Annotated in this window: 22 protein-coding genes; 17 read left to right on the top strand and 5 right to left on the bottom strand. The window is 61.7% G+C overall.

What is annotated here, in order from left to right; translation table 11 throughout:
* Positions 1 to 119: 119 nt before the first annotated feature.
* Together K3759_RS10505 and K3759_RS10500 are read left to right on the top strand one after the other, a co-directional pair.
* Complete coding sequence (locus K3759_RS10505) at positions 120 to 941, top strand: sulfite exporter TauE/SafE family protein (protein ID WP_259981667.1); 822 nt, start codon at positions 120 to 122, stop codon at positions 939 to 941.
* Positions 942 to 1,092: 151 nt separating this feature from the next.
* Complete coding sequence (locus tag K3759_RS10500) at positions 1,093 to 1,347, top strand: hypothetical protein (RefSeq protein ID WP_259981666.1); 255 nt, start codon at positions 1,093 to 1,095, stop codon at positions 1,345 to 1,347.
* A 7-nt stretch (positions 1,348 to 1,354) separates the two neighbouring features.
* Here K3759_RS10500 and K3759_RS10495 read toward each other — a convergent pair whose 3' ends face one another.
* From K3759_RS10495 to ccmI, 3 genes are read right to left on the bottom strand one after another with little or no spacing between them, the layout of a single operon-like run.
* Complete coding sequence (locus K3759_RS10495) at positions 1,355 to 1,594, bottom strand: DUF1289 domain-containing protein (RefSeq protein ID WP_259981665.1); 240 nt, start codon at positions 1,592 to 1,594, stop codon at positions 1,355 to 1,357.
* Positions 1,587 to 2,060 carry a Holliday junction resolvase RuvX gene (gene ruvX, locus K3759_RS10490; RefSeq protein WP_093925814.1) on the bottom strand — a complete coding sequence of 158 codons (474 nt, stop codon included), beginning with the start codon at positions 2,058 to 2,060 and terminating at the stop codon, positions 1,587 to 1,589. The genes K3759_RS10495 and ruvX overlap by 8 nt, the downstream gene beginning before the upstream one ends.
* On the bottom strand, positions 2,057 to 3,286 hold the full coding sequence (gene ccmI, locus K3759_RS10485; RefSeq protein WP_259981664.1) for a c-type cytochrome biogenesis protein CcmI: 1,230 nt from the start codon (positions 3,284 to 3,286) through the stop codon (positions 2,057 to 2,059). The genes ruvX and ccmI overlap by 4 nt, the downstream gene beginning before the upstream one ends.
* Positions 3,287 to 3,482: 196 nt before the next feature.
* On the opposite strand from ccmI, the gene K3759_RS10480 reads away from it, so the two are divergent.
* From K3759_RS10480 to rarD, 9 genes are all read left to right on the top strand, one after another.
* Entirely contained in the window at positions 3,483 to 4,727 is a 1,245-nt protein-coding gene (locus K3759_RS10480; protein WP_259981663.1) for a sarcosine oxidase subunit beta family protein, read from the top strand.
* Between the two features lie 103 nt (positions 4,728 to 4,830).
* Positions 4,831 to 5,121 carry a hypothetical protein gene (locus tag K3759_RS10475; protein ID WP_259981661.1) on the top strand — a complete coding sequence of 97 codons (291 nt, stop codon included), beginning with the start codon at positions 4,831 to 4,833 and terminating at the stop codon, positions 5,119 to 5,121.
* Between the two features lie 111 nt (positions 5,122 to 5,232).
* Positions 5,233 to 5,562 carry a sarcosine oxidase subunit delta gene (locus K3759_RS10470; RefSeq protein WP_259981659.1) on the top strand — a complete coding sequence of 110 codons (330 nt, stop codon included), beginning with the start codon at positions 5,233 to 5,235 and terminating at the stop codon, positions 5,560 to 5,562.
* A 65-nt stretch (positions 5,563 to 5,627) separates the two neighbouring features.
* Positions 5,628 to 8,645: a sarcosine oxidase subunit alpha family protein gene (locus tag K3759_RS10465; protein WP_259981656.1), complete on the top strand. Its 3,018-nt coding sequence runs from the start codon at positions 5,628 to 5,630 to the stop codon at positions 8,643 to 8,645.
* Entirely contained in the window at positions 8,638 to 9,216 is a 579-nt protein-coding gene (locus tag K3759_RS10460; RefSeq protein WP_259981654.1) for a sarcosine oxidase subunit gamma, read from the top strand. Before K3759_RS10465 ends, K3759_RS10460 begins: the two co-directional genes overlap by 8 nt.
* Positions 9,217 to 9,339: 123 nt before the next feature.
* Complete coding sequence (locus tag K3759_RS10455; RefSeq protein ID WP_259981652.1) at positions 9,340 to 9,939, top strand: superoxide dismutase; 600 nt, start codon at positions 9,340 to 9,342, stop codon at positions 9,937 to 9,939.
* Positions 9,940 to 10,322: 383 nt separating this feature from the next.
* Positions 10,323 to 10,595 (top strand): hypothetical protein, encoded by a 273-nt coding sequence (locus tag K3759_RS10450; protein ID WP_259981651.1) that lies wholly within the window; start codon positions 10,323 to 10,325, stop codon positions 10,593 to 10,595.
* Positions 10,592 to 11,047 (top strand): host attachment family protein, encoded by a 456-nt coding sequence (locus tag K3759_RS10445; protein WP_259981650.1) that lies wholly within the window; start codon positions 10,592 to 10,594, stop codon positions 11,045 to 11,047. Before K3759_RS10450 ends, K3759_RS10445 begins: the two co-directional genes overlap by 4 nt.
* 66 nt (positions 11,048 to 11,113) lie before the next feature.
* Complete coding sequence (gene rarD, locus K3759_RS10440) at positions 11,114 to 12,034, top strand: EamA family transporter RarD (protein ID WP_259981648.1); 921 nt, start codon at positions 11,114 to 11,116, stop codon at positions 12,032 to 12,034.
* Here the strand turns inward: rarD and K3759_RS10435 are convergent.
* Entirely contained in the window at positions 11,971 to 12,519 is a 549-nt protein-coding gene (locus K3759_RS10435) for a TIGR00730 family Rossman fold protein (RefSeq protein WP_259981646.1), read from the bottom strand. The two genes, rarD and K3759_RS10435, sit on opposite strands and share 64 nt — an antisense overlap.
* Before the next feature lie 104 nt (positions 12,520 to 12,623).
* On the opposite strand from K3759_RS10435, the gene K3759_RS10430 reads away from it, so the two are divergent.
* The 3 genes from K3759_RS10430 (at position 12,624) to K3759_RS10420 (ending at position 17,638) form a co-directional block, all read left to right on the top strand.
* Complete coding sequence (locus K3759_RS10430) at positions 12,624 to 14,705, top strand: LysM peptidoglycan-binding domain-containing protein (RefSeq protein ID WP_259981644.1); 2,082 nt, start codon at positions 12,624 to 12,626, stop codon at positions 14,703 to 14,705.
* Between the two features lie 216 nt (positions 14,706 to 14,921).
* Positions 14,922 to 16,712 carry an ABC transporter ATP-binding protein/permease gene (locus K3759_RS10425; protein WP_259985619.1) on the top strand — a complete coding sequence of 597 codons (1,791 nt, stop codon included), beginning with the start codon at positions 14,922 to 14,924 and terminating at the stop codon, positions 16,710 to 16,712.
* A gap of 110 nt (positions 16,713 to 16,822) precedes the next feature.
* Positions 16,823 to 17,638: an ion transporter gene (locus K3759_RS10420; RefSeq protein ID WP_259981643.1), complete on the top strand. Its 816-nt coding sequence runs from the start codon at positions 16,823 to 16,825 to the stop codon at positions 17,636 to 17,638.
* A 21-nt stretch (positions 17,639 to 17,659) separates the two neighbouring features.
* Here the strand turns inward: K3759_RS10420 and K3759_RS10415 are convergent, their stop codons facing one another.
* On the bottom strand, positions 17,660 to 18,109 hold the full coding sequence (locus K3759_RS10415; protein ID WP_259981641.1) for a DUF302 domain-containing protein: 450 nt from the start codon (positions 18,107 to 18,109) through the stop codon (positions 17,660 to 17,662).
* Between the two features lie 151 nt (positions 18,110 to 18,260).
* On the opposite strand from K3759_RS10415, the gene K3759_RS10410 reads away from it, so the two are divergent.
* The 3 genes from K3759_RS10410 to der all read left to right on the top strand — a co-directional run bounded on the left by K3759_RS10410 (position 18,261) and on the right by der (position 21,957).
* Entirely contained in the window at positions 18,261 to 18,965 is a 705-nt protein-coding gene (locus K3759_RS10410; protein WP_259981639.1) for a hypothetical protein, read from the top strand.
* A 67-nt stretch (positions 18,966 to 19,032) separates the two neighbouring features.
* Complete coding sequence (locus K3759_RS10405; protein WP_259981637.1) at positions 19,033 to 20,415, top strand: PQQ-like beta-propeller repeat protein; 1,383 nt, start codon at positions 19,033 to 19,035, stop codon at positions 20,413 to 20,415.
* Between the two features lie 60 nt (positions 20,416 to 20,475).
* Positions 20,476 to 21,957, top strand: a complete 1,482-nt coding sequence (der, locus tag K3759_RS10400) for a ribosome biogenesis GTPase Der (RefSeq protein ID WP_259981635.1) — start codon at positions 20,476 to 20,478, stop codon at positions 21,955 to 21,957.
* Positions 21,958 to 21,960: the final 3 nt, after the last annotated feature.

The raw sequence follows: 21,960 nt of genomic DNA, 5'->3' as shown, positions 1-21,960 counted from the left end.
GGGGCCAACTTTCGCGCGCAACCTAACCTGAGCGGGAGGAAGTGCAACCCCCGCGTTATCGCCTTGAACCCCCGGCGCGAAACGGCTTGATAGAGCGCAACGACAGCCGGAGGGGCCCCATGCCTGAGTTGAACGATCTTTTGCCAATGCTGGTGCTTATCGCCCTGATCGGAGGGTTTGCCGGTGTTCTGGCAGGGCTGCTGGGTGTGGGCGGGGGGATCGTCTTGGTCCCTGCCTTTTTCTACGCGCTGCAGTCGCTGGGCTATGATGGGCCGCAACTGATGCAGATTTGCCTTGCGACATCACTGGCTACGATCATCGTCACCTCTGCGCGCTCGGTTCATGCGCATAACAAAAAGAGCGCGGTTGATTGGGAAATCCTGCGCACTTGGGCGCCGGGGATCATGGTGGGGGCAATCTTGGGTGTGCTGCTGGTTGCGCAATTGCGCACCCAGACGCTTCAGGCAATCTTTGGCGGGCTGGCGCTGATCGTCGGGCTCTACCTTGGTTTCGGGCGCAGCGAGTGGCGCTTGGGAGAGACCATGCCGCGTGGCATCAAGCGCGCCATCCTGTCGCCAATGGTTGGGTTTCTGTCGGTGCTGATGGGGATCGGCGGCGGCAGCTTTGGCGTGCCGCTTATGACCTTGCACGGGCGACCCATTCACCGGGCTGTGGCCACGGCGGCAGGCTTCGGCCTTTTGATCGCCGTGCCCTCGGTCATCGCCTTTCTCTTTGTCGATATCGCTCAGAACCGCCCGCCGTTGACCATCGGCGCGGTCAATCTGGTGGCCTTTGGGATTGTGGTGGCAATGACCCTGATCACCGCCCCTTGGGGCGTCCGGCTGGCCCACGCGATGGACCCCAAACCGCTGAAGCGAGTCTTTGCGGTGTTTCTGGTGCTCGTGGCCCTAAATATGTTGAGAAAAGCACTTTGGGGCTAAATTGATCCCCTTTTGACCTTAAACCTGCCGGAATGCGGCTCTTTCTGCCTAATTTCGGACAATGTTCATCAAATTGCCGCAATCTCGACACAAAGTAAGGGCTTAATGCCTTAACAAACGCAGAATCATCCGAACCAAGGGACGTGAAGAGATGGGCCAGACCGGGACCAAAGCAATCATCCTCAAGGGGCAGGGCAGCGACCTCGCCTATTGGAGACCTGCGCGCAGTGGTCGTCGGGCGTTTCGTTTTGACGGGATGTTCACCCGCGAAACCAGTCTGTCCTTTGCCCGCGCGTCTTTTCCCGCGGCGAATTACAATGCGACCCCCATGGGCCACCATGATGCCACAGATAGTGAAGCGGCGCTTATCTTCCTAAATCAGATCATCCAACGCCGCGGCGCGTGACGCTGCGCTAGTCTTGGCGCCGCGCCAGCTTGGCCGCGCGGCCCCCGCGTCTTTTGGCGTGGGCACTGGCGCGTTGGGGCAGGTCTTCCATAATCGCGCGACGTTCCTCACCGCTCATGGCCGACCAGCGGCCGATCTCATCAATCGAGCGTAGGCAACCGGTGCAAAGCCGACTTTCGGGATGCACCACGCAGATATTGATGCAGGGGCTTTCAATCTCATCGCGCTGCCAGACTTTCTTATTCACGGCGCATCACCTGCAGGCGGTCCAAAAGCCCCTGTAAAATATAGCCCGCCGCTACATGATCAATCACCTCGGCGCGGCGTTTGCGGGTGGTGTCGGCCTCCAAAAGCGCGCGTTCGGCGGCAACGGTCGACAGGCGCTCATCCCAATAGGTAATCGGCAGCGGGGTGAGCCGGTCAAAGTTGCGGGCAAAAGCGCGGGTCGATTGGCAGCGTGGCCCTTCGGAGCCGTCCATATTGCGCGGCAGGCCCAAGACCAGACCGCCGATACGGCGCTCGGCGATGATCTCGGCCAGACGCGCGGCATCCAACCCAAATTTCTTGCGCCGCACGGTTTCCAGCGGGGTGGCGACGGATTGGAAGCTGTCGCTTACCGCGACGCCGATGGTTTTCTCTCCTAGATCCAACCCGATCAGCGCCTGCATCGGGGGCAGGGCGGCGATGAAATCTGCGGTGTCGTCAAAAATCATCCTGCCACCCCTGCGCGTTCTCCGGCATTGCGGATCATATCCAACGCTGCGCTATCGCCCGAGAAGACCTCAAGCGCATTGTCATAGACCGCGCGAGCCTGATCGGTATCGCCCAAGACACCGAGCGAGGTTATCAGCCGCGCCCAGTCCTGCGGGGGGCCGCCTTCGCTGGCCAGACGGTCAGAGAGGCCCGCGACCATGCCGCCGATCATTTCCATCCGGTCGCCCGCGTCCATTTCAGAGGCCGCTTCGATGTCTTCGGCGGACGGCCCTCGGGCAGGCGCGCCGTTGCCTGTCTGAGGTATTTCGTAATCCACCCCGGCAAGGGCTGCGACCTGTGGGATCTGCACGCGGATCGGCTCAATCCATGCTGCATCCTCAGGCCCGCGCCGCAACAGCGCGTCCCAAATGCGGAAGCCGACATCCGGCCGCCCGGTCTGCACCATCATCAGGCCAAGGTAATAGCGTGCGCGGCCATCCTGCTCATCGCGGTTCAGCACTTCGCGCAGGGCTGTTTCCGCCTCGGGAGAAACATAGCCCCCCGCGGCCAACACCAGAAGTTCGGCGTAGTCGGCGATGTCCTTGGCAGTGCGGTCCGCACCCTTGAGACGCAGCACATTGCCCTGCGCCTCGGCTGCGGCGGCGAAGTTCCCGACGCGGGCCTCGTTCTGCGCCAACAGGGTCTGGCCCTGCAAATCCTCGGGCCGTTCTTTGACCGTCGCGCGGAGCTGTTGCATCAGCGCGAGGTAATCCGCGCTCAGCCCCTCGGTGCTGGGGCTGGCAGGCAGGCTTTCTTCCGCGCTTTGCTGGCTGGGGCGGTTGCGGCGCATGTCCTCGGCAAAGGCGATGCGGTCAGCAAGCGCCAGATCACCATAGCCGGGTTGGCCCAGATGCCAGTACAGCGCCAGTGACCCGGCACCCAAAGCGATAATCCCCCCGATCAGCACGAGCGGCGCGGGCCGCGACGTGCTTTGTACACGCGTGTCGCGCCCAGCATCGGCAGCAAGGATGCGGCGCGAGATCTCGGTCCGGATGCGTGCGGCATCGGCCTCAGGCACCACACCGCGCGCTACGTCACGCTCCACCTCATCCAATTGGTCGCGGTAGACCTTGAGGTCATAATCCGCCTGCGCGGGCAGGGGCGTATCCGCGCCGCGCCATGCGGCCCGCGCCAGAAAACCACCTACGACAAGCGCCATCGCGCCAGAGAGAAACCAAAATATCATGCCCTTTACCTAACCTTTGCCTGACGCCGACAAAAGACCGCAATTGCCGCGCCCCCTGCGGCATTTTTCACCAATTGCACCACATGTCGCAAAACCGCGTCCAAATGCCGTGGTGGTCATTTCGAATATCTGCTCCTAGGCTCAGAAAAGACCACAGCCGCCCGCGCGGCCCGAATCCTTGCCGGGAAGTGACGTGATGAAGAAATACTCCGTTTTCGCAGTGGCCCGAGAGGCAATGCGCCATCATACGGGCTGGACCCGCGCGTGGCGCGATGCGCAACCGAAAAAACGCTATGATGTGATCATCGTCGGTGCCGGGGGGCATGGGCTGGCGACGGCCTATTACCTTGGCAAGAATTTCGGCATCACCAATGTCGCGGTGCTTGAGAAGGGATGGCTGGGCGGCGGCAACACCGGGCGCAACACGACGATCATCCGCTCGAACTATCTGCAAGACCCCTCTGCCGCGATCTACGAAAAGGCGCGCAGCCTTTACGAGACGATGAGCCAGGATTTGAACTATAACGTCATGTTCTCCCCCCGTGGGGTGATCATGCTGGCGCAGACCGAACATGAGGTGCGCGGCTATAAACGCACCGCGCATGCCAACGCGCTTCAGGGCGTCAGCACCGAGTTCATCGGCCCGGACCGCGTCAAACAACTGGTGCCGATCATCAATATCGACGGGCCGCGCTATCCGGTTCTGGGCGGGCTCTGGCAAGCGCGGGGCGGCACGGCGCGCCATGATGCGGTGGCTTGGGGCTATGCGCGGGCCTGCTCGGACATGGGCATGGACATCATTCAGAAGTGCGAAGTCACCGGCGTGCGTCAAACGGGTGGCAAGGTCACCGGCGTCAGCACCACGCGCGGCGATATTGATTGCGAAAAGCTGGGGATCGTTGTGGCGGGACATTCCGGACAACTGGCAAATATGGCGGGTTTCCGTCTGCCGATTGAAAGCGTGGCCCTGCAGGCGCTGGTCAGCGAACCGATCAAACCCTGTATGGATGTCGTCGTCATGGCCAATACGGTGCACGGCTATATGAGCCAGTCCGACAAGGGCGAGATGGTGATCGGCGGTGGCACGGACGGGCATAACAACTACACCCAACGGGGCAGCTTTCACCACATCGAAGAGACGGTGCGGGCGCTGGTCGAGACTTTCCCGATGATCTCGCGGCTCAAGATGCTGCGCCAATGGGGCGGCATCGTTGATGTGACTGGCGACCGTTCACCGATCCTGTCCAAAACGCCGGTTGAGGGGGTCTTTATCAACGGTGGCTGGGGCACGGGCGGGTTCAAGGCGATCCCCGGCTCGGGCTGGGGCTTTGCCGAACTGATGGCCAAGGGGCAATCGCCGTTGACCCAAGCCTTTGGGTTGGAGCGTTTTGCCGAAGGCCGCTTTATCGACGAATCCGTTGCCGCCGGGGTGGCGCACTGATGTTGCGGATCGGCCACAAGTCGCTGAAGCGTTGTAATGCACGGAACGAATTCGCCCGCGTTGGAGTTGCCTGTTCAGAACTTGAAATAAACGGAGCTGAACAATGGCAATCCCGGAAAACAATCGTACCGACCATACCGACCACACAAACACCACCACGACCACAACCACGACAGACCGTGGTGGCAGCAGCGGCCTCGCCTTCATTGTTGGTGCGGTTGTCGTCGTTGTGGCTCTGTTGGCCTATTTCCTCTTTGCAGGTGGCGACATCGACGGCGCGAATGACGTCAATGTCAATGTTGAAGGCGCAACCGAAAGCACAGGCGAAGCCATTGAAGGCGCAGCCGAAGGCACAGCAGACGCTGTTGAAGAAACAGCTACACCGACTGAATAAACTTACCTCGGCAGCACTCTATGAGGTGCTGCCCCGTCACGACCAACGCCGCTCCGCGCTCTTGCGCAGGGGCGGCGTTTTGCCGTTCTCCAACCGTTCAGGAGCCTGCCCATGCTGATCCTCACTTGCCCTTGCTGCCATGTTACCGCTGAGGAGACTGAGTTTCACGGCGGGGGTGAAGCGCATCTGAAGCGCGTGGGCCCTGGCGGTTCGGAAGACGATTTTGAAAGCTACTTGTTCATGCGCGAGAACCCGAAAGGCGTACATCTGGAACGGTGGCGTCATGCCTATGGATGCGGCAAGTGGTTCCACATGGCCCGCGATACGGTCACACTCGAAGTCTTTGGCAGCTATGCGGCCCAGACCCTCGCGCCACCGGATCATATCGTTGACGCGATCCGCAAACGCCATCCCGATTGGCGCTGGCACGCAGCCAGCTAACCCCGCCTCGGCCCCAACCCAACCGGGAGGCATCCGCCCTCCACCAGCCCGCAAGGTTTCCCAAGATGAGCACAAGACTGGCCACAGGCGGCCGCCTGCTGAACAAAAGCAAACCGCTGAGCTTTACCTTCAACGGCAAGCAAATGCGCGGCTATGAGGGCGACACACTGGCCTCGGCGCTTTTGGCCAATGATCAGGTGCTGGTCGGGCGTTCGTTCAAATACCACCGACCGCGCGGCATCGTGACCTCAGGCCCCGAAGAACCCAACGGTCTGGTCGGTCTTGGTCAAGAGGGGCAGTTCGAGCCCAATGCCCGCGTCACCACGACCGAGCTTTACGAGGGGTTGGCTGCCGAAAGCCAGAACCATTGGCCGAGCCTTGAGTTCGACGTGGGCGCGATCAACAAACACTTCAGCCGCTTTCTGCCCGCGGGCTTCTACTACAAGATGTTCATGCATCCACGCCCGCTGTGGAAGCATCTCTATGAGCCGATCATCCGCCATTCCGCAGGCTTGGGCAAAGCGCCAAAGGCGGCGGATGCGGATACCTATGAGCACTTCCACGCCTTCTGCGACGTGCTGGTCATCGGCGGCGGTGTCGCGGGGCTGCAAGCGGCGCTGGCCGCAGGGCTGAGCGGCGCGCGGGTCATCGTGATGGAGCAATCGGCCCATTGGGGCGGGCGTGCGCCGGTCGACGGCGGCACAGTGGACGGCGCGCCGGTTGAGACGTGGATCACCGCGACACTCGACCGCCTCCGCGGCATGGAGAATGTCGATCTGCGCGACCGCACCATGGGTGCGGGTGTCTACGACCATGGCTATGTGCTGGGCTATGAAAGGTTGCGCGATCATGCGCCCGAGGTTGCCGGACCACGCCACCGCCTCTGGCGCGTCCGCGCGGGCCACGTGATTACCGCGACCGGGGCAATTGAGCGCCCGCTCAGCTTTGCTGGCAATGATGTGCCCGGAGTGATGCTGGCCTCAGCCATGCGCGACTATGTGGCGAATTTCGGCGTCTCACCGGGGGATCGCACGGTTCTGGTGACGAATAACGACAACGCCTATCTCACCGCCATCGCGCTGAAACAGGCGGGGCTGGAGGTGCCTGCGGTGCTTGACGCACGCGTGCTGCCGCAAGACAGCGAGCTGGTGGCGCAGGCCAAGGCGCTCGGCATTCGGGTGGTGATGGGGCAGGGGGTCTCTTCGGTTCTGGGCGGAAAGCGGGTGACGGGGGTCGCCGTTTGCTCGCAGGCCGGTGAGGGATCGGTGTTGGAAGAGATCGCCTGCGACGCCGTCGCCATGTCGGGCGGCTGGTCGCCCGTGGTGCATCTGTGGTCCCACTGCGGCGGCAAACTGACGTGGGATACTACCCATGCCTGTTTCCGCCCAGATCAGGATCATCCACCAACTGGCGCTGACGGCCATGGTTTCGTCACGCCCGCCGGGGCTGCGGCTGGGGTGTTCCCCTTGGACGATGTGCTGCATGACGCCCATGCCGCCGCTGATGGCGTGGCCACGTCGCTTGGGTTCAAACTGCCCCGCGATTTTACCTCGCCCGAAGCGCTGCGCCGCGAAGAGGCACCGATGATGCCGGTCTGGCAGATGCCGCAGGGTGCCAGTGTGAAACTGCGCGAAAAGACCTTTCTGGACTATCAGAACGACGTGAAAGTCACGGACGTGCGGCTGGCCGCGCAAGAGGGCTTCGTCTCGGTCGAACATGCAAAACGCTATACCACGCTTGGCATGGCGACGGATCAGGGCAAACTGAGCAATATCAACGGGCTGGCCACGCTGGCGGGGGCGCTGGACGCCGAGATTCCCAGCGTCGGCACCACCACCTTCCGCCCGCCCTATCACCCGATTTCGATGGGCGCGATTGCGGGGGCTGCGCGGGGCGACACTTTCCAGCCGATCCGCCGCACCCCGCTACATGACTGGCACGAAGCCAATGGCGCGGTGTGGGAGCCGGTCGGCCAATGGCGGCGGCCCTATGCCTATGTGCAAAGCGGCGAAAGCACCCATGACGCGGTGATGCGTGAGGTGACAAACACCCGCCAGAACCTCGGCTTGTTGGATGCCTCGACGCTGGGCAAGTTAATCGTGCGCGGGCCGGATGCGGAACGCTTTCTCGACATGCTCTACACGAACATGATGTCGACGCTGAAACCCGGAAAATGCCGCTATGGGCTGATGTGCAACGAAAACGGTTTCCTGATCGACGACGGCGTCGTCGCGCGGTTGGATGAACAGACCTTCCTCTGCCACACCACCACAGGCGGGGCCGATAGCATCCACGCGCATATGGAGGAATGGCTCCAGACCGAATGGTGGGACTGGAAGGTTCATGTGGTGAACGCCACCGAGCACTACGCCCAAGTTGCCGTGGTCGGTCCCAACGCCCGAAAATGCTTAGAGAAACTCGGCGGCATGGACCTCAGCCGCGAGGCGCTTGGCTTCATGGAGTGGACCGAGGGGGAGCTTGGGGGCTTCAAGGTGCGGGTCTTCCGTATCTCTTTCTCGGGCGAGCTGAGCTATGAGATCGCGGTCGAGGCCGGGCAGGGGCAGGCCTTTTGGGACGCGCTGCTGATCGCCGGGCATGACTTGGGCGTGATGCCATATGGCACCGAATGCCTGCACATCCTGCGCGCCGAAAAGGGCTTTATCATGATCGGGGACGAAACCGATGGCACGGTGATCCCGCAAGACCTCGGCCTCAACTGGGCGATTTCGAAAAAGAAAGACGACTATCTTGGCAAACGCGCGCAGGAGCGCAGCCATATGCAGGATCCGACCCGCTGGAAGCTCGTGGGGCTTGAAACGACCGATGGCAGCACCCTGCCGGACGGGGCCTACGCGCTTGGCGAGGACAAGAACGAGAACGGGCAGAAAGTGGTGCAGGGGCGCGTGACCTCAACCTATCATTCTCCGACGCTCGATCGGGGTATTGCCATGGGGCTGGTGCTGCATGGGCCGGACCGGATGGGCGAAGTCCTCAGCTTCCCCGGCACCGATGGCAAGACCTATGAGGCCAGAATCGTCGATCCCGTATTTTACGATCCCAAGGGGGAGAAGCAGAATGCCTGAAGCCGTTACCGCCCTGAAGAACGCGCGTTATGACGCGGGAATTGCAACGATTTATGAGGTTGGCCCTCTGGGGATGATCACCATTCGTGGCGATCTGGAAGCGGCCTTTCTGCGTAAGGTCGTCAAGAAAACCATCGGGTTGGAGCGTCCCGAAAGCGGCATGTGCAACAGCGATGGCACGTCGGCGGTGGCGTGGATGTCGCCGGACGAATTGCTACTGATTTGCCCCCATGCACAGGTGGCTGAGGTGCTTTCGCGGCTGCATGCAGCCTTTGAGGATACCCATACGCTGGCCGTCGATGTCTCCGGCGCGCGGGCGACATTTCGTATCGAGGGCACCCATGCCCGAGAGGTCTTGGCCAAGCTTGCGCCGGTTGATCTGGCCCCCGCGAAATTCACGCCCGGCATGTTTCGCCGCACCCGCGTGGGTCAAATCCCGGCAGCCTTTTGGCTCCGCGAAGATGGGGCCTTTCAAGTGGTCTGCTTCCGCTCTGTCGCGCAATATATGTTCGATCAGCTTAAAGTCGCAGCGCAGCCGGGCAGCGCGGTGGGGCATTTTTCAGCGCCGTAAACCGGGAAGAAATCCGACTAAATCGCTCGGAACAGATATGATTTGCGGACGTTGATCTTGACGTTACCGCTTGATGCACATCAAGTGGCCGCAGCGAAATTCCAAAATGAGGAGGCCCCCGAAATGGCTTTTCAACTTCCCGATCTTCCCTATGCCCATGACGCGCTTGCATCCAAAGGCATGTCCAAGGAAACGCTGGAATACCACCACGACAAACACCACAACGCCTATGTGACCAACGGGAACAAGGCGATTGAAGGCACCGAGTGGGAGGGCAAGACCCTCGAAGAGATCATCAAAGGCACCTATGACGCGAATGCGGTCGCCCAGAATGGCATCTTCAACAACATCAGCCAGCTGTGGAACCACAACCAGTTCTGGGAAATGATGACCCCGAACGACAGCAAAATGCCCGGTGAGCTGGAAAAAGCGATCACCGAGAGCTTTGGTTCGGTCGACAAGTTCAAGGACGAGTTCAAAGCCGCAGGCGCGGGTCAGTTCGGCTCCGGTTGGGCATGGCTGGTAAAAGACAAAGACGGCGGCCTGAAGGTCACCAAGACCGAAAACGGCGTGAACCCCGTTTGCTTTGATCAGACTGCGCTGCTGGGTTGTGACGTGTGGGAGCACTCCTACTACATCGATTTCCGCAACGCGCGTCCCGACTACCTGACGAACTTCCTCGACAACCTTGTGAACTGGGACAATGTCGCCTCGCGTCTGTAATCTGACGATGCGGCCGTCATCAACGTCCGCGTTTGTAGCGGATGTTGCTCTCCCAGTCACCGACGCCCACGGCACGCCGCAGGCTGGGTGAATTGGGAAAACGTCGCCTCGCGTCTGTAATCTGACGATGCAGCCGTCATCAACGTCCGCGTTTGAAGCGGGCGTTGCTCTCCCAGTCACCGACGCCCACAGCGCGCCGTAGCCTGGGTGAACTGGGGACAACGTCGCCTCGCGCACGATCATTGGGCACCAGTTTGCTTCTGAACCCCGCAGGTTTTGCCTGCGGGGTTTTTGATTGTCGGCTCAAAACCAACGCGCACGGACTTTTCCCACCCCACTGACAGGCGATACCCCTCTCAAGCCGTTCGCCGCAGCACCTTTTCATGGAACGCCCCAGCCCCGTGCAGGGTTGGTCCAGTGAAACAGAGCAGCCAGAGGAGGACGATATGGCCGAGCGGAAACGATCTAACGACGGTACCAAGGAAACAGAAAAATTCCTCTCCGACACCGAAACGCCAGCGCAGGGTGGCCGCGCAGGGGGGGATCTGCAAAAGGACGTCGGCACCCAAGATGCCAAACGTCGCGCCGAAAAGGGTGAAGACGGGGTGACCCGCGTCACTGGCGAGGACAAACGCAATCACGGAGAACCCTCATGACAAAACTGAGCCAAGACACATGGGTGCTGATCGCGGACGGCGAGAAGGCTCTTTTCCTACAAAACCATACGGATGGCGACGATCCTTATCTTCAGGTCGTGCGCAAAGAAGAGCAGGATAACCCGCCCACAAGAGAACAAGCCGCCAACCGTCCCGGTCGGATGAGCGATGGGCCGAGCGGCCACCGCTCTGCCTTTGACGACACGGACTGGCATGAATTGGAAAAAGAGCGCTTTGCCAAAGACTTGTCAGACATTCTTTATAAGCTGGCGCACAATGGGAGGTTTGACCGGATTGTGCTTGTGGCGCCTCCGGCGGTGCTGGGTGACCTGCGCGACAACCTCCACAAAGAGGTTCAGAGCAAGGTCGTGGGCGAAATTCCCAAGACCTTAACCAACCATCCTATCGACGAGATCGAAAAGATCGTTGCGGGGGAGTTGGCAGAAGCCTGACTTTTCCCTTGGCGCGGGAATTGATTGCCTTCACAAGTGGGCAGTCTACCGCGCCAAGGATTTCAAATGACCGACACCACTAAAGGTTTCGCCGCGATGATCGTGGCATGCTGCATATGGGGGCTGTCGTCGATCTTTTACAAATTGCTGTCGCATGTGCCTGCCGCCGAAGTTCTGGCGCATCGCACGCTGTGGTCGCTGGCTTTCTTTGTGATGGTGCTGACCCTGCAGGGGCGTTTGCGTACGATCCTGGCCGCTATGGCCGGGCCGCGTGCGTTTGCCCTGCTGGGATTTGCAGCAATGATGATCGCGACAAATTGGTATCTCTTCATCTGGGCCGTACAGAGCGGGCAGGCGACCGAGGCCGCATTGGGATATTACATCTTTCCGCTGGTGTCTGTGCTGCTGGGCCGCTTGGTTTTTGCCGAACGGATGAACCGCGTGCAGCTTTTTGCGGTGGGGCTGGTGGCTGTGGCCGTTTCGCTGCTCACCTACGGTTTGGGCACCGCCCCGTGGCTTGCAGTGGCGATTGCGGCGTCTTTCGGGCTTTACGGTCTTGCGAAGAAGCGGTTGGCGGTGGGGCCGGTGGTCTCCGTCACGGCGGAGGTCATGCTTTTGTTGCCCCTCGCGGTGCTCGTTCTGTGGCAAACGGGTGACAATGGGGCCGGGGCCTTTGGTGCGTCATTTCGCGATACGGCGCTTTTGGTGTTGGCCGGTCCGATCACGGCGACACCACTGATCTTGTTCAGCTACGCCGCGCGGCGGCTGTCAATGGCAACGGCCGGATTGCTGAGCTACATCAACCCGACCTTGCAGTTTTTCTGTGCCGTGGTTCTCTTCCGCGAACCGTTTACCGGCTGGCATGTGCAGGCGTTTATGCTGATCTGGGGCGCGCTGGCGCTCTATTCCATCAGCACTTTCCATCAGGATAAGGCGCGGCGCAGGGCGCTGAGGGCGGCATCCGCATCCGCCACCACGGTGACGTAATCAAGGAGCGTCGCATCGGCGAAACCATGCGCCACGACATGGTTCATCAGCGACATGAAGGGATCCCAGTAGCCATTTGTGTTTACTAGGAAAATAGGCTTTTCGTGCAGGCTAAGCTGACGCCATGTCAGCACCTCGAACAGCTCATCCAGTGACCCCGCACCGCCAGGCAAAACCGCCACGGCATCGCAGTTCATGAACATCACTTTTTTGCGCTCATGCATCGTCTCGGTCACGATGTAGCGGGTCAGATCGGTCTTGCCGACCTCCCATGCCACCAAATGCGCGGGGATCACGCCAAAGGTGTCGCCGCCCGCTTGCTGCGCCGCGCGTGCGACGCTACCCATCAGGCCCACATCGCCCGCCCCGTAAACCAGCCGCAGCCCGGCGTCGGCCAGACCACGGCCCAGTGTTTCGGCATCTCGGGTGAACGCCGGGTTATCTCCGGGGCGGGAGCCGCAATAGACACAGACAGAATGTTGCATGGTAAAGTGTCCTGATGACTAGGAAAATTCGGCGCGGATCGTCTGCGCTTTTGACCCCTGTTAGCCTGCTTGCTAAAAAGGCTCAACCACAGGGGAAGTAGAAGATGTTCAAGGGACTTGGCCGGTTTGGCGGCATGGGGGCGATGGCGGGGGGCGCCTTTGCGGCGGCGGTGCTCGCGCTTGGGGCGTGGATCGGCAGCAAACGCGCCGGGCCGGAAGACGCGCCGCAAAGCGCTGTGGCCGTTGTCCCTGAACGCGATGCTACACCCGAAAATGCCACCCTTGCGCCAAATGCCGTGCAGGGCGTTTCTGTCGGGCCAGAAGGTGTGGCGGCGACGGAACCTGACGCCCCGGTTGAAACGGCTGAGGTGGCCCCCAAGCCCCAGGCGCCCTCTTTTGACGAAGTGCGCCGGGAAAGCGACGGGATGACCGTAATCGCAGGCCGCGCAACCCCTGGCAGCACCGTCTTCGTGTTGAAAGATGGCGAAGAGATCGCCAGCGCTACCGCTGATGGGTCTGGGAAGTTTGCCACCCTCGCGTTGATCCCCCCAGATGGGGCGGGCCATGTGTTGACCCTCTTGGGGCAGGACGGCGAAGCCAAGATCGCGTCGGAAGAGGAGATCATCCTTACGCCGACCTCCGTTCCAGATGCGCCGGTAGAGTTAGCTCAAGTGGATACCGCGCCGGAGCAGAGCCCGCTTAATTTGGCAGATAAGGCTGCGGACCTAGGTGCTGATGATACGGAGAGCGAGAGTGCAGCATCTAGGACGGCTGGGGCAGAAGGTACGCCAGAGGCGACGCCGCTTGCTGGGACTGGGACGGCTCTAGCACAGAGCGCAGAGGAAGAATCGTCAAAGAAGACCAGCGTTTCCGAGAGGCCTGCCGAGGCGTCGGTAGAGAATGACGAAGAGGCGACGTTGTCCGAGACAGCGCCTGAGCAGGCGACCCCGCTCGCTGGGACTGCGACAGCGGTTTCGGAGAATGCTGAGACTGAAAGCCCGATGGGAACAACCACCGCTGCAACACCGCTTGCAGGCACCGGTACCGCTCAGGTCGAAGATACCGTAACGACGGGCCAAGATGCGCCGAGGGACAAGGCGCGCCAGACCGATGGTGCGACCGAACCAGCGCAGGCCACGCCGCTGTCCGGGACTGGCACCGCTGGGCCCAAAAACACGGTGTCGACAGAGCAGAACCTTGCGACTGGAGACGCGGCACCTGCCGCCGAAACCAATCCCGCACAGGCTACGCCCTTGGCTGGAACCGGGACCGACGTGTCGGACGCCACCGCGCCCGCAGAGCAGACCCCCGCTGCTGAGGAGGGGGGCGCATCATCAGCCGAAACCGATCCGCCGCAAGCCACACCGCTTTCCGGAACCGGCGCCGCTACGACCGACGGTCCCGCGCCGACTGTGCAGAACCCAGATGCTGACGAAGCGGAAGCGCCTGCGAATGGAGCGGCTCCATCTCAGGCCACACCGCTGGCTCAGACCGGGACTGGGGATGCAGGGACGCCGTCCAATGCTGAACCATCCGCGCAAGCAGCGGCAACCTCTGACACTGCCGCCGGTCCGGGAAACACGAAGCCCGCCACGGAAAACCCATCTGCGCCAGAAATCGCACCAACCCAACCTCCCGCGCCAGCCCCGGTACTGAAATCCACTGCCGAGGGGGTGGAGCGTCTCGACACCGCGCCGCCGCAGGTCATGACCAATGTGGCGCTCGACACCATCGGCTATTCCGATCAGGGCGATGTGCAACTTGCAGGCCGCGCCCAGCCGGATACCAGCGAAGTGCGGGTCTATCTGAACAATAACGCGGTGATCAGCCTGCCGGTCGATCAAGAGGGCCGCTGGCGGGGCGATCTGCCCAATGTCGATGAGGGCGTCTATACCCTGCGCGTGGATGAGCTTTCCCGCGCGGGCGACGTGACCAGCCGGGTGGAGACTCCGTTCAAGCGCGAATCCCCCGAGGTGCTGGCCGCCGCCACCGAGGGGCTGAGCGGCCCGCTGAGCGCTGTGACAGTCCAGAAAGGCGATACGCTCTGGGCAATCTCGCGTGACCGCTACGGCGACCCCTTGCTTTACGTGAAGGTGTTTGAGGCCAATAGCGCCAATATCCGCGACCCCGATCTGATCTACCCCGGACAGGTCTTTGACCTGCCAGAAGAGCCTGTGTCGGAGTGATCTGACGCCCGACCTCAGGGGCCCAAACCGGGGTGGCATTCGCAGCGCGCAGAGCGGCTGTGCGCCGCCCCGCACTGGCAACCCTCGGCTTTGGAGCCTATGTAGCCTGTAATCACTTCAGGAATTTCCATGCCAGCCGATACAGATCAAACGCCCGCCGCGCGTCGGCGCGACCGCAAAACCCCTAAGCCTGAGCGCATCCCCACAGAAGCCGAGATGATCGACGCCGCCGAGCGTCAGTCGGGCTTCTTGGTGCTGCGCAAGGTGGCGCCCTACCTCTGGCCCAAGGATATGCCATGGGTGAAGCGCCGGGTGATCTTGGCCATGCTGGCGCTTTTGGTGTCGAAACTGATCATCGTCGCCACGCCGTTCTTCTACCGCGACGCGGTGGATGCGCTTGCGGGCGAGGGCGCGCCGATGCTGGCGCTTGGGGCGATTGGGCTGACCGTGGCCTACGGCATGGCGCGGCTGATGGGCGTGGGCTTTCAGCAGGTGCGTGATGCGGTCTTTGCCCGTGTCGGGCAGCGCGCCCTGCGGATGTTGGCGCTTGAGACCTTTCAACACATCCACAAACTGTCGATGCGCTATCACATCACCCGCAAGACCGGGGGCCTCAGCCGGATCATCGAGCGTGGTGTCAAAGGCGTCGATTTTCTGCTGCGCTTCTTGCTGTTCTCCATCGGGCCGCTGATCCTTGAGTTGATCCTTGTCGGCGTAATCCTCGCCGTATTGTTCGACATTTGGTATCTGGTGGTCGTGACCGTGACCATCGCGATCTATGTCTGGTTCACCTTTGCCGTCACCGAATGGCGCGTGCGCCTCCGGCGGCAGATGAACGACAGCGACACCGAGGCCAACCAACGCGCGATCGACAGTCTGCTGAACTATGAAACGGTGAAATACTTCGGCGCCGAGGGCCGCGAGGCCGCGCGCTATGACTTGGCGATGGCGGATTATGAGAACGCGGCGATCAAGACGAACTATTCGCTGGCCTTCCTGAACTTTGGCCAAGCGTTGATCATCACGGCGGGGCTGGTGGGCGTTATGGTCATGGCGGCGATGGGCGTGCAGAGCGGCGAACTCAGCGTCGGCGACTTCGTCATGGTAAACTCCTATATGATCCAATTGACCGTGCCGCTGAACTTCCTTGGCACCGTTTACCGGGAGATCCGTCAAGCGCTGGTGGACATGGGGCAGATGTTCGGCCTGCTCGAACAGCCGGCAGAGATTGATGACAAGCCGAATGCGCCAGACCTCAAGGTAACGGGCGGCCATGTGACGCTGGAGAATGTGCGCTTTGCCTATGATACCGACCGCGAAATTCTCAAGGGCGTCTCGCTTGAAGCGCGTCCGGGGGAAACGGTGGCGATTGTTGGCTCGACCGGCTCGGGAAAATCCACCATCGGGCGGCTGTTGTTCCGTTTCTACGATGTCGCAGGCGGCGCGCTGAAGATCGACGGGCAGGACGTGCGTGATGTGACCCAGCATTCGCTCCATATGGCGATCGGCGTGGTGCCGCAGGACACGGTGCTGTTCAACGACACCATTGGCTACAACATTGCTTATGGCCGCGACGGCGCGACGCAGGCCGAGGTCGAGGATGCGGCCCGCGCGGCACAGATCCACGATTTCATCATGTCGCTGCCGCAGGGCTATGAAACCACGGTGGGCGAGCGGGGCCTGAAGCTTTCAGGCGGGGAGAAGCAGCGCGTGGGCATCGCTCGGACGTTGTTGAAAGACCCGCCCATCCTGTTGCTGGACGAGGCGACCAGCGCGCTCGACAGTGAGACAGAGCATGAGATCCAAGACGCGCTGCGCCGCGCGGGCCAAGGGCGCACGGTGCTAACTATCGCCCACCGCCTGTCGACCATCGCAGAGGCGGATCGCATCGTCGTGCTGGAAAAGGGTGAGATCGTCGAACAGGGCAGCCATGAAATGCTCTTGGCGCAAGGCGGGCGTTATGCCCAACTCTGGCAGCGCCAGCAGGCAGAGGAAGAACAGAACTAACGCAAACCTCGCCCCTCTCTTCAGCAGGGGGGCGGAGCATTGCCGCCGATGGCGTTTTTGACGATGATCTGCTCTTGCGTTGTGCCAAGCGGCACACGATATCTACCGCCATGACCGATCTCTCCACCCCCTCTCAGACGTCGCTGCGCGCCCGCGCGGCACGATTGGCTGACCGCCCCTCGTTCCAGAACTTTATTCTGGCCGTGATTCTTTTTAACGCTGTCATTCTGGGGCTTGAGACCTCGGATGAGGTGATGGCGCAGGTGGGGCCGCTGATCCTGCTGCTCGACAAGGTCTGCCTCGGCATCTTTGTCATTGAGATCGCGATTAAGCTCTACGGTCGGGGGATGGACTTCTTCAAACGCGGCTGGAGCATCTTTGACTTTGTGATCGTCGCCATTTCGCTGATCCCCGCCACCCAAGGGCTCAGCGTTCTGCGGGCGCTGCGCATCTTGCGTCTGCTGCGCGTCGTCTCCGTTGCCCCCTCGCTGCGCCGCGTGGTTGAAGGGCTGGTCAACGCGCTGCCGGGCATGGGCTCGGTCTTCCTGCTCATGGGGGTGATCTTTTATATCGCATCCGTGATGGCCACCAAACTCTTTGGCGCTGACTTCCCGCAGTGGTTCGGCACGCTGGGCCGGTCGGGGTATTCGCTGTTCCAAATCATGACGCTTGAGTCTTGGTCCATGGGCATTGTCCGCCCGGTGATGGAGGTTTATCCCTATGCGTGGATGTTCTTTGTGCCCTTCATCATGGTCACGACCTTCGCGGTGGTGAACCTGCTGGTGGGTCTGATCGTCAACTCAATGCAAGACGCGCACCATGAGGAAAGCAACGAGCAGACCAACACCTACCGCGATGAGGTGATGTCGCGGCTGACCGATCTGGAAAACCTGATCAAAGCGCAGAACACCCCGCCCAAACGCTAGAGTCCGGGCGGGGGAGAGGCGTTACTCTTCGCCAATCGCCTTGGCGGTCAGGCTATCCAGCGCCTCGGTCATCTTGGTTATATATTCCGCCTCTTCGGGCAAGCCGTGGGCTGTCACCAGCGTTTCAGGGTCGGCATAGGTGACATGCACGGCCCCTTCGCCATCGGCATAGACCAGCACGCGCAACGGCAAATCAAGCCCGGCAGTCTGGGCATCCTGCATCGCGGGCGTGCCCAGCTTGGGGTTACCGAAGATCAAAAGCTGCGTCGGGCGCAGCTCCATCTCGACCTTCTCGGCCCCGGCGGCGTGATCGACGCGGGCAAACACTTCAGCCCCGGCCTCTTCAACCGCGCTTTCCAGCCGGTCCATCGTCGTCACGACATCATGGGGTGAGACTTTGGCTACCAAATCCTGCGCCAAGGCGGGCATCGCTGCCATGATTGCACCTGCGGCCATTGCTATCGATCTCATCATCGTCTCCTTTGCTGCATCCTGCCCCTGACCTAGCGTGACCTTTGCCTGCGCCAAGCGGTCATCAGAGGGCGCGCGTAAGTTCGCTGGGTCTTGGCTTGGCTGTCCACGCGCGGTAAGAGGGGCAAAATCAGGCCGGGGGCAGGGCGCGATGAGCGATACCGACAGTTTTATTGACGAAGTGAACGAAGAAGTCCGCCGCGACCGGTTTTATGGTCTGCTGCGCCGCTATGGCTGGATCGCGGTGGTCGCGGTGGTCGCCATCGTCGGCGGTGCCGCGTGGAACGAATACAGCAAAGCACAAGAGCGTGCGCAGGCCGAAGCTCTGGGCGACGCCATGCTCGGCGCATTGGAAGCCGACGCCAGCAACGCCCGCGCCGAAGCGCTTGCCCCGATTGAGGCCGAAGGCCCCGGTGCCCGCGCCGTGCTGAATTTCATGCGCGCCGATGCATTGGCCGAGGCCGGTGAGATTGACGCCGCCGTGGAACAGCTCGACGCCGTGGCACTCGACGGCGATCTTGCGCCGATCTACCGCCAGCTTGCGCAGTTCAAGGCCGTGACCCTTCAGGGACAATCGGTGCCTGTGGCAGAGCGGCGTCAGGCCCTCGAAGCGCTCGCCCAGCCCGGCGCGGCCCTGCGTCTGCTGGCCGAAGAGCAACTGGCCCTGATCGATATCCAAGAGGGTGAGACCGACAAGGCCGTCGCGCGCTACCAATCCATTCTTTCCGATGCGGAAACCACCCCGGACTTGCAACAACGCGCCCTTCAGGTGATTGTGGCCTTGGGTGAAGAACCGGGGGCTGAGAGCGCTGCTGCAGCGGCTGAGCTGGAGATCCCCGAAGCAACGGGTGACTGACACATATCCACTCGCCAAGAATGGCGGGGGCGTGAAGGTTGAGGAAAGACAGAAAGTGAGCAGGTCCATGACGAAGCATCGCGAAACCAAACCCGGACGTCCGGGTCTGCGTGGTTTGGGCGTGGCGGGTGCCATCGGCACCGTGCTGCTGCTAAGTGCCTGCGAAGACAAGCAGACCTATCTGCCGGGCAAGCGCGAAGATGTGCGCTCGGTGCTGCAAAATCCCGGTCTGCAAGACCCTGCATTTGACGCCATCGACGGCCCCGTTCCGGCAAACACCAGCCGTGCCATTGCCTTGGGTGGTACAGTGAACAACGCCAACTGGACCCATAGCATCGGCACTGCCGCGACGCGCATCAGCCATCCCGCGCTGCGCAGCACATTGCAGCCGGTTTGGAGTGCCAAAATCGGCGCGGGCGACAGCCGCAAGCAGCGCATCACCGCCGACCCGGTGGTCGCGGGCGGGCGTATCTTTACGCTTGATGCAGGCGCGCAGGTCACCGCGACCTCGACCTCTGGTCAGACCCTCTGGACTCGTGATCTCACCCCTGCCTCTGACCGTCAGGGGCAGGCCACTGGCGGCGGGCTCGCCGTGGATGGGGAAACGCTTTATGTCTCTATCGGTTTCGGCGTTTTGGCTGCCCTCGACGTAAAAACCGGCGGCGTGCGTTGGACCCAAGACCTCGACGCTACAGGTTCCGGCACACCTACTGTCTCGGGCGATTTGGTCTATTTTACGGCTGGAGACGATACCGGTTGGGCACTGAACAAGACCGATGGTCGCATCCAATGGCAAACCGGCGCCACCACAAGCCTCAGCAACGTGCTGGGCGCGCCTGCGCCTGCAGTGACCAATGATCTGGCGATCTTCGCTTTTGGGTCGGGCGAGGTGCAGGGGCTGTTCCGTCAAGGCGGGCTTGAGCGGTGGGCGACCTCTGTTCTGGGCAAACGTCCGGGCCGCGCGCTGAGCTTTGTGGGCGATGTGACAAGCGCGCCCGTGGTCTCAGGCGGTACGGTCTATGTGGGCAATCATTCGGGCCGACTGGCGGCACTCGACGTGAACAGCGGTAACCGCAAATGGGTCGCCCGCGATGGGGCAATTGGTCCGGTTTGGCCTGCCGGCGATTCTGTCTTCGCAGTGACCGATCTCAATGAACTCGTGCGGCTTGACGCCAGCACGGGCCGTCGCATCTGGGGCACACCGCTGCCGAATTTCGTCAAGGATAAGCCGAAAAAGCAATCCGAAGTTGTGGCGCATTATGGCCCGATCATCGCCGGGGGCCGTGTGATCGTGGCCTCCAACGATGGCGTGCTGCGCAGCTTTGATCCCGTGAGTGGCGGGCTCACCGGCACCACCCTAATCCCCGGCGGCGCGACCACAGCGCCCGTTGTGGCGGGCGGCACGCTTTACGTCGTCTCGTCCAAGGGGCAATTGCACGCTTTCCGTTAGGCCGCAAATAGGCTAAGGCGCGTGTCTGAACTGGCCCAACCGGGGCCCGGAGCCTGAATTATGTCCTTTACCCTTGCCATCGTGGGCCGCCCGAACGTCGGGAAATCCACGCTGTTCAACCGCCTCGTTGGAAAACGTCTCGCGCTGGTCGACGACCAGCCCGGCGTGACCCGTGACCTGCGCGAAGGTGCTGCCAAGCTGGCTGACCTGCGTTTCACCGTGATCGACACAGCCGGTCTCGAAGAGGTGACGGATGACAGCCTGCAGGGCCGTATGCGGCGCCTGACCGAACGCGCTGTTGATATGGCCGACATCTGCCTCTTCATGATCGACGCCCGTGTTGGGGTAACCCCATCTGATATGGTGTTCGCTGAAATCCTGCGCAAGAAATCCGCGCATGTGATCCTTGCGGGCAACAAGGCCGAGGGCAAAGCCGCAGATGCAGGCATGATCGAGGCCTATTCGCTGGGTCTTGGTGAGCCGATCCGCCTCTCCGCTGAACATGGCGAAGGTCTGAACGATCTCTACTCCATGTTGATGCCGCTGGCCGATCAATACGAAGACCGCGCTGTGCAGGATGCGCCCGAGACGGATGTGGACTTGCCCGAGGATGATGCCGACCTTGAGGCCGAAACCGTCCGGATGCCGACCCGCGCCAAGCCGCTGCAGGTCGCCGTGGTTGGCCGCCCCAATGCGGGCAAGTCGACTCTGATCAACCAGATTCTGGGCGAGGACCGCCTGTTGACCGGCCCCGAGGCCGGGATCACCCGCGATGCGATCTCACTGATGACCGACTGGGCCGGGCCGGACGGCGATCCTGTGCCGATGCGGATTTTCGACACTGCAGGCATGCGTAAGAAAGCCAAGGTGCAGGAGAAGCTGGAGAAACTCAGCGTCAGCGACGGTTTGCGCGCGGTGAAATTTGCCGAGGTTGTCGTGGTTCTGCTCGACGCCGAAATTCCCTTTGAGCAGCAGGACCTGCGCATCGCCGATCTGGCCGAGCGTGAGGGGCGGGCGGTCGTGATCGCCGTGAACAAATGGGACATCGAGGAAAACCGTCAGGACAAGCTGCGCGAATTGAAGGAAAGCTTTGAGCGTCTTCTGCCGCAACTCCGTGGCGCACCGCTAATTACAGTCAGCGCCAAAACGGGCAGGGGCCTTGATCGCCTGCAGGCCGCGATCATGCGGGCCTATGAGACGTGGAACCGCCGGATCACCACTGCCCAGCTGAACCGCTGGCTCTCGGGCATGATGGAGGCGCACCCGCCCCCCGCGCCGCAAGGCAAACGCATCAAGCTGCGCTACATGACCCAAGCCAAGACCCGCCCGCCCGGTTTCGTGGTGATGTGCAGCCATCCCGACAAGGTGCCGGAGAGCTATTCGCGTTATCTGGTCAATGGGTTACGGGTCGACTTTGACATGCCCGGCACGCCGATCCGTCTGTGGATGCGCGGCCAGTCGGATGCGAACCCTTACAAGAACCGCAAGAAAGCCGCGCCGTCGAAGCTGCGCAAGCACACGGCCGGCCGCCGCAAAGATTAAGAC

The sequence above is a fragment of the Sulfitobacter sp. W027 genome (genome assembly GCF_025143985.1).
GTDB lineage: Bacteria > Pseudomonadota > Alphaproteobacteria > Rhodobacterales > Rhodobacteraceae > Sulfitobacter.
This window is presented reverse-complemented; position numbering and strand designations above follow the sequence as displayed.

Bases quoted from the DNA above. Each gene is read 5' to 3' on its own strand.
- K3759_RS10505 (WP_259981667.1), top strand. From the start codon at position 120: ATGCCTGAGTTGAACGATCTTTTGCCAATGCTGGTGCTTATCGCCCTG.
- K3759_RS10500 (WP_259981666.1), top strand. From the start codon at position 1,093: ATGGGCCAGACCGGGACCAAAGCAATCATCCTCAAGGGGCAGGGCAGC.
- ruvX (WP_093925814.1), bottom strand. From the start codon at position 2,060: ATGATTTTTGACGACACCGCAGATTTCATCGCCGCCCTGCCCCCGATG.
- ccmI (WP_259981664.1), bottom strand. From the start codon at position 3,286: ATGATATTTTGGTTTCTCTCTGGCGCGATGGCGCTTGTCGTAGGTGGT.
- K3759_RS10480 (WP_259981663.1), top strand. From the start codon at position 3,483: ATGAAGAAATACTCCGTTTTCGCAGTGGCCCGAGAGGCAATGCGCCAT.
- K3759_RS10475 (WP_259981661.1), top strand. From the start codon at position 4,831: ATGGCAATCCCGGAAAACAATCGTACCGACCATACCGACCACACAAAC.
- K3759_RS10470 (WP_259981659.1), top strand. From the start codon at position 5,233: ATGCTGATCCTCACTTGCCCTTGCTGCCATGTTACCGCTGAGGAGACT.
- K3759_RS10465 (WP_259981656.1), top strand. From the start codon at position 5,628: ATGAGCACAAGACTGGCCACAGGCGGCCGCCTGCTGAACAAAAGCAAA.
- K3759_RS10460 (WP_259981654.1), top strand. From the start codon at position 8,638: ATGCCTGAAGCCGTTACCGCCCTGAAGAACGCGCGTTATGACGCGGGA.
- K3759_RS10455 (WP_259981652.1), top strand. From the start codon at position 9,340: ATGGCTTTTCAACTTCCCGATCTTCCCTATGCCCATGACGCGCTTGCA.
- K3759_RS10450 (WP_259981651.1), top strand. From the start codon at position 10,323: ATGGAACGCCCCAGCCCCGTGCAGGGTTGGTCCAGTGAAACAGAGCAG.
- K3759_RS10445 (WP_259981650.1), top strand. From the start codon at position 10,592: ATGACAAAACTGAGCCAAGACACATGGGTGCTGATCGCGGACGGCGAG.
- rarD (WP_259981648.1), top strand. From the start codon at position 11,114: ATGACCGACACCACTAAAGGTTTCGCCGCGATGATCGTGGCATGCTGC.
- K3759_RS10435 (WP_259981646.1), bottom strand. From the start codon at position 12,519: ATGCAACATTCTGTCTGTGTCTATTGCGGCTCCCGCCCCGGAGATAAC.
- K3759_RS10430 (WP_259981644.1), top strand. From the start codon at position 12,624: ATGTTCAAGGGACTTGGCCGGTTTGGCGGCATGGGGGCGATGGCGGGG.
- K3759_RS10425 (WP_259985619.1), top strand. From the start codon at position 14,922: ATGATCGACGCCGCCGAGCGTCAGTCGGGCTTCTTGGTGCTGCGCAAG.
- K3759_RS10420 (WP_259981643.1), top strand. From the start codon at position 16,823: ATGACCGATCTCTCCACCCCCTCTCAGACGTCGCTGCGCGCCCGCGCG.
- K3759_RS10415 (WP_259981641.1), bottom strand. From the start codon at position 18,109: ATGAGATCGATAGCAATGGCCGCAGGTGCAATCATGGCAGCGATGCCC.
- K3759_RS10410 (WP_259981639.1), top strand. From the start codon at position 18,261: ATGAGCGATACCGACAGTTTTATTGACGAAGTGAACGAAGAAGTCCGC.
- K3759_RS10405 (WP_259981637.1), top strand. From the start codon at position 19,033: ATGACGAAGCATCGCGAAACCAAACCCGGACGTCCGGGTCTGCGTGGT.
- der (WP_259981635.1), top strand. From the start codon at position 20,476: ATGTCCTTTACCCTTGCCATCGTGGGCCGCCCGAACGTCGGGAAATCC.